Below are 5,955 nucleotides of genomic sequence, written 5' to 3'. Positions count from 1 at the left end.
ATCCTGCCCGGCATCCTGGTGGCGATGGTCTTTCGCACGCTGGACGCGCTGCGGGTTTTCGATCTGATCTACGTGATGACTTCCAACAGCCGCGACACGCAGAGCATGTCGGTCTTCGTGCGCGAGCAACTGATCGACTTCGGCCTGATCGGCTACGGCTCGGCGGCAGCGACCTGCCTGTTCTTCATGGTCGCGCTGCTGAGCATCGTGGCCATGGGCTTGATGCGCAAGACCTTCGAGCGGGCGGCGGCGTGAGCGAGCCGATGCAGGCCCGAGCGGGTTCGGCCCCCGCAAAGCGGCGTACCGCGCCGGGCCGGCGTCGTCTTCCCTGGGGCAGTATCGGCTACTGGATGGCCTCGCTGCTGTTCATTTTCATCTCGGTTTTTCCGCTGCTCTACGCGCTGTCGAGTTCGTTCAAGCAGGGTACGGGCCTGTTCTCGCCGGCGCTGTGGCCGGCGGCGCCGACCTTTGCCAACTACCGCGCCGTTTTTGCCGACCAGCCGTTCGCGCAGAACCTGCTCAACTCGCTGTTCGTTGCCGGCAGCGTCGTCGCGCTGTCGCTCGGCCTGAGCCTGATGGCCGCCTGGGCGTTCGGGCGGGTAGAGTTTCGCGGTCGTGGTGTGCTGCTGATGCTGATCCTGTCGGCGTCGATGTTGCCGCAGGTGGCGGTGTTGTCGGGGATGTTCGAGCTGGTGCGTTTTTTCGGCCTTTACGATTCGCTGGGTGCATTGGTGATTGCCGACCTGGTGCTGACGCTGCCTTTCACCGTCTGGGTGCTGGTGACCTTCATGCGGCAGTTGCCCAAAGAGCTGGAGGAGGCGGCGGCGATGGATGGCGTCGGTGTGCTGACGCTGGTCTTTCGCGTCTTCATGCCGCTGCTCTGGCCAGCGATGGTCGCCACCGGCCTGCTCGCCTTCATCGCCGCGTGGAACGAGTTCCTCTTCGCGCTGACCTTCACCCTGTCGACCGAGGCGCGCACGGTGCCGGTGGCCATCGCGCTGATCAGCACGGCCAGCGGCTTCGAGCTGCCGTGGGGCAGGATCATGGCCGCGTCGGTGATCGTCACCCTGCCGCTGGTGGGGCTGGTGGTGGTCTTTCAGCGGCGCATCGTCTCCGGCCTGTCGGCTGGTGCGGTGAAGGGGTGAGTGCCATGAGAGCGTCGACGGGAGGATCGGGATGAGCCGTATCGAGCTGCGTGGCGTCAGCAAGCGCTTCGGCAACACGCCGGTGCTCAACGACATCGATCTCACCATCGCGGCGGGCGAGTTCTGCGTTTTCGTCGGGCCTTCGGGTTGCGGCAAGTCCACGCTGCTGCGCCTGCTCGCCGGCCTGGAAGACCCAAGCGCTGGCGAGATCGAGATCGACGCTGTGCGGGTCAACGAGCTGCCACCGGCACGGCGCAACGTGGCGATGGTGTTCCAGAGCTATGCGCTGTACCCGCACATGAGCGTCCATCAGAACATGGCTTTCGGCCTGCAGCATCGCCAGCTGCCGGCCGGCGAGATCGAAGGGCGTATCGCCGAAGCGGTGCGCATCCTGCAACTTGACGGCCTGCTGCAGCGGCGGCCGAAAGAGTTGTCCGGTGGCCAGCGGCAGCGGGTGGCGATCGCGCGGGCGATCGTCCGCCAGCCGAAGGTGTTCCTGTTCGACGAACCGCTGTCCAACCTCGATGCCGCGCTGCGCGTGCAGACACGCCTGGAGATCGCCCGGCTGCACCGCGCGCTCGGCTTGGCGAGCATGGTCTATGTGACGCACGACCAGGTCGAGGCGATGACCCTGGCCGACCGCATCGTCCTGCTGCAGCCGCTGGCCGGTCGCGGCGATGCCCCAAGCGTGGCGCAGGCCGGTCCGCCGCTGGAGCTGTACCACCACCCGGCGAACCGCTTCGTCGCCGGTTTCATTGGCTCGCCGGCGATGAACTTCATCGAAGCAAAGGTGAAGTCGCTTGGCGACGGTTGTGTACTTGCCGACGTGCACGGCATGCCCTGCGCAGCGCGCTTGTCGCCGCAGGGGCTGACGCCCGGTGAGCCGGTGACGCTGGGCATCCGGCCGGAGCATGTGCTGCTGGGGCAGGGGACGCAGCGTGCTCGCGTCAGCCACGTCGAGCGCCTCGGCGAACTCAGTCACGTCTATCTCGACCTGCCGGGCGCCAGCGTGCCACTGCTCGCCAAGAGTCCGCGCGACGACATCGCCATCGGCGATCTGCTGCCGTTCGCCTTGCCGGCGGCGGCGCTGCACCTGTTTCGTGCCGATGGCGTCGCGCAGGCGCGTGGAGCGCTTGCGGAGGTGCCGGTCGAGGCGCGCGAAGCCGCGCCTACTCGCGGCTCATAGCTGACAGAGGTCGACCCACTGGCCCTTGCTCACGGTCGCCCGCGCCACTGCGTGGGGCTGAGCTGCGCCCAGTTGCGAAAGGCGCGGGAGAAGGCATTCGGATCGTCATAGCACAGCGCCGTGGCGATCACCGACACGGAGAGGGCGGTGTTCTGAAGAAGCTGCCGGGCAAGCTCGAAACGCGCCTGATTGACCAGCTCCTGCAGATTCTTCCCCTCCCGTTCCAGGCGCCGCCGCAGGGTCCGCTCGTGGATCGCGAACTGGCACGCGACCGCCTCGGCCGATGCCATGCGGCTAAGCAGCATTTGCGGCAGCATGCCTTGCACGCGCTCGGCGAAGCTCATCGCACTCCTGGCGTCCGCGTCGCGAATGGCCTTGCTGACGAGTTCGTGGAGCGTCGCGTCGGCACCTTTGATTGCTTGCTCAAGCCAGGCCGCGTCGAAGACGATCCCCGAAACTTCCGCGTCGAAGCTGACGTTGCAGCGGAAGACGCGGTGATAGGCATCGCTGCTGGCCGGTTGGCTGTGAGAAAACTGTACGTGCCGCGCCTTCCAGGTCGGCCCGCACAATGCGTTCAGGATGGCGTAGGCGATGGCGATGGCGGCATCGAGGATTTGCGCGAGCGCGGGCGTGCCGTGACGGAAGACCGAGTAGCCGAGAAGGGCACAAGCGGGAGCGGGTGCTGACGCTGGCGCGAGCAGTAGCGGTGCCGCGCCACGGTCATGGAGGTGGAGGTGCAGCAGCAGACCCCTGAGCGCTTCGCCGACCGTAGCGGCGTTGCACATCAGATCGCCAAGTGGCCCCAAGCCTTTCAAATCAAAGCGCGCGCCGAGCAGCAGCCCGAAGTGCGCGCAGCCGGTGAGTTCGACGCAGCTCTCGAGTAGACGGCCGAGCGCGTCGATCTGAATCCGGTTGTCCGGATCGAGGAACAGTTGCCGATCGACGCCGGCTTGCGCGAATGCCTGCCGTGGGTTGGCGCCCAGGTCGGCGAGGAGGGCTGGAATGGCCTGGATCGGCCCGACACGAATGTCACCCGGCGCGCTTGTCGTCAGCGAGTTCCACGGCAGTGCTGGCGATCTGGGGTTTGTTTTCACGGCTTTGGTCTCGTTCTTTGAGCGTATGCCCTGCTCGAGGCCAGGGCCGCCTCTGACAGCCGAGCCATTCTGAGCGAAAAATGTCCGGAATTGCAAGACGCCATGGCGGCCAAGCTTGTTATATTCAGGCCTGTTCCGATACGCAGGAGAAAACGATGTCCAGAATTCGCGGTTTGACCCACGCACTGTGCCTGCTCTTCGCCGCGCTGGCCTTTGCCGGCCCAGCGACGGCACAGCAAGTGACTGGCACGCTGGGTTCGCCCAGCGCCACAACCACGGTCAGCAACAAGCAGCTGCCCGCACCTGATCCCAAATTCGGCGGCGTCATCAAGAACGACGCCCTCAGTTCCAAGGCGTGGTGGGCTCCGGCCATCGTTCCTCCCAAGCAAGCCCCCAACGTCCTGCTGATCATCACCGATGACGCCGGCTTTGGCGTGCCCAGCACCTTCGGCGGTGTCATCCCGACGCCGACCATGGACCGCATCGCCAAGGAAGGCCTGCGCTACAACCGCATGTTCTCCACCGCGCTGTGCTCGCCGACGCGCGCCGCGCTGATCACCGGGCGCAACCACCACTCGGCGGGCTTCGGCGTGATTTCCGAACAGGCCACCGGCTTCCCCGGCTATAACAGCATCATCGCCAAGGACAAGGCCACCATCGGGCGCATGTTGCTCGACAACGGCTATGCCACCGCCTGGTTCGGCAAGGATCACAACACGCCGGCCTTCGCCGCCAGCCAGGTCGGGCCGTTCGACCAATGGCCGACCGGCATGGGCTTTGAATACTTCTACGGATTTGTCGGTGGCGACGCCAACCAGTGGCAGCCCAACCTGTTCCGCAACACCACGCAAATCTATCCGTTCGAGGGCAAACCGGGCTGGAACCTGATCACCGGGATGGCCGATGACGCCATCGACTACATGACACGGATCCACCAGATCCAGCCGAACAAACCGATCTTCATCAAATACGCGCCGGGGGCCACGCACGCACCGCACCACCCGACCGAGGAATGGGTGAAGAAAATTCACGACATGCACCTCTTCGACGACGGCTACAACAAGCTGCGCGAAACGATCTTCGAAAACCAGAAGAAACTTGGCGTGATCCCGGCGGACTCGAAACTCACGCCCTGGCCAGACACGGTGCTCAAGCCCTGGGACCAGCTCGACGACAAGACCAAGAAGCTGTTCATCAAGCAGGTCGAGATCTTCGCCGCCTATGCCGCTTACAACGATCATGAGATCGGCCGCGTCATCCAGTCCTTCGAGGACCTGGGCCGGCTGGACAACACGCTGATCATCTACATCAACGGCGACAACGGTACCAGCGCCGAGGGCGGCCCGCTGGGCACCCCCAACGAAGTGGCCTTCTTCAACGGCGTGAACGAGCTGCCGGTGGATGTGCAGATGAAGTGGTACGACGTCTGGGGCACCGAGCAGACCTACAACCACATGTCGGCCGGCTGGTCGTGGGCCTTCGACTCGCCCTTCGACTGGTTCAAGCAGAACGCCTCGCGCCTGGGCGGCATCAACCAGAACATGGTGGTGTCCTGGCCAGCGCGGATCAAGGACAAGGGCGCGCTGCGCGAGCAGTTCGTCCACGTCATCGACGTCGTGCCGACCATCCTTGAGGCGGCCGGCCTGAAGGCCCCCGAGATGGTGGACGGCATCAAGCAGGCGCCGATTGAAGGCACCAGCTTCCTCTACACCTTCGATGCCAAGAATGCCAAGGAGGCTTCGCGGCACAAGACGCAGTATTTCGAGATGATGGGCCAGTGGGCGCTGTACGACGAGGGCTGGCTGCTCAGCACCAAGGTCAACCGGGCGCCGTGGGAGGCTTTCGGCCCGGCCAACACCGACCCGCTGAACAACCAGGTATTCCAGCTGTACGACCTGCACAAGAGCTGGAACCAGGCCGACGACATCGCCGCACAGCACCCGGAAAAGGTCAAGCAGCTGCGCGCGAAATTCCTCGCCGAGGCCAAGAAGTATCAGGTCTTGCCGCTGGATGCCTCGGTGGCGGCACGCGTCGTTGCCCCGCGCCCGAACATTACCGCCGGGCGTAGCGAGTTTGTCTACACGCGGCCGATGGTCGGCCTGCCACAGGGCGACTCGCCCTTCCTGCTGGACGCGTCCTACACCATCACCGCCGACATCGAGGTGCCGCAGGGTGGAGCCGAAGGCATGATCCTGACCTCCGGCGGGCGCTTTGCCGGCTACGGCTTCTACCTGCTCAAGGGCAAGCCGGTGTTCCTGTGGAACCTGATCGACCTGAAGCGGGTGAAGTGGGAAGGGCCCGAAGTGCTGGCGCCGGGCAAGCACACCCTCGAGTTCGACTTCAAGTACGACGGCCTCGGTCTCGGCACGCTCGCTTTCAACAACATGAGCGGACTGGGTCGCTCGGGCACTGGTACCCTCAAGGTCGACGGCAAGGAAGTGCAGACGATCAAGATGGAGAAGACGCTGCCGATGATCCTGCAGTGGGACGAGAGCTTTGACATCGGCTCCGACACGCTGACCGGCGTGAA

At 64.8% G+C, this 5,955-nt stretch carries 4 protein-coding genes and 1 pseudogene; 4 read left to right on the top strand and 1 reads right to left on the bottom strand.

Annotation, left to right across the window (positions count from 1 at the left end):
- The 3 genes and pseudogenes from RUW20_RS05790 to RUW20_RS05780 form a co-directional block, all read left to right on the top strand.
- Positions 1-255 (top strand): annotated as a pseudogene (locus RUW20_RS05790) (sugar ABC transporter permease); the annotation flags it as partial.
- Between the two features lie 95 nt (positions 256-350).
- On the top strand, positions 351-1,145 hold the full coding sequence (locus RUW20_RS05785) for a carbohydrate ABC transporter permease (RefSeq protein ID WP_313951249.1): 795 nt from the start codon (positions 351-353) through the stop codon (positions 1,143-1,145).
- A gap of 31 nt (positions 1,146-1,176) precedes the next feature.
- Positions 1,177-2,331, top strand: a complete 1,155-nt coding sequence (locus RUW20_RS05780) for an ATP-binding cassette domain-containing protein (protein WP_313951248.1) — start codon at positions 1,177-1,179, stop codon at positions 2,329-2,331.
- A 29-nt stretch (positions 2,332-2,360) separates the two neighbouring features.
- On the opposite strand, the gene RUW20_RS05775 is transcribed toward RUW20_RS05780, so the two are convergent.
- Positions 2,361-3,425 (bottom strand): AraC family transcriptional regulator, encoded by a 1,065-nt coding sequence (locus RUW20_RS05775; protein WP_313951247.1) that lies wholly within the window; start codon positions 3,423-3,425, stop codon positions 2,361-2,363.
- A gap of 155 nt (positions 3,426-3,580) precedes the next feature.
- Between RUW20_RS05775 and RUW20_RS05770 the strand changes: the two genes are divergently transcribed.
- On the top strand, positions 3,581-5,955 hold a 2,375-nt coding region (locus RUW20_RS05770), incomplete at its 3' end, for an arylsulfatase (protein WP_313951246.1).

The organism is Accumulibacter sp. (genome assembly GCF_032229525.1).
Lineage (GTDB): Bacteria > Pseudomonadota > Gammaproteobacteria > Burkholderiales > Rhodocyclaceae > Accumulibacter.
Note: the sequence above shows the minus strand (reverse complement) of the source record. Positions and strands in the feature narration are given on the sequence as shown.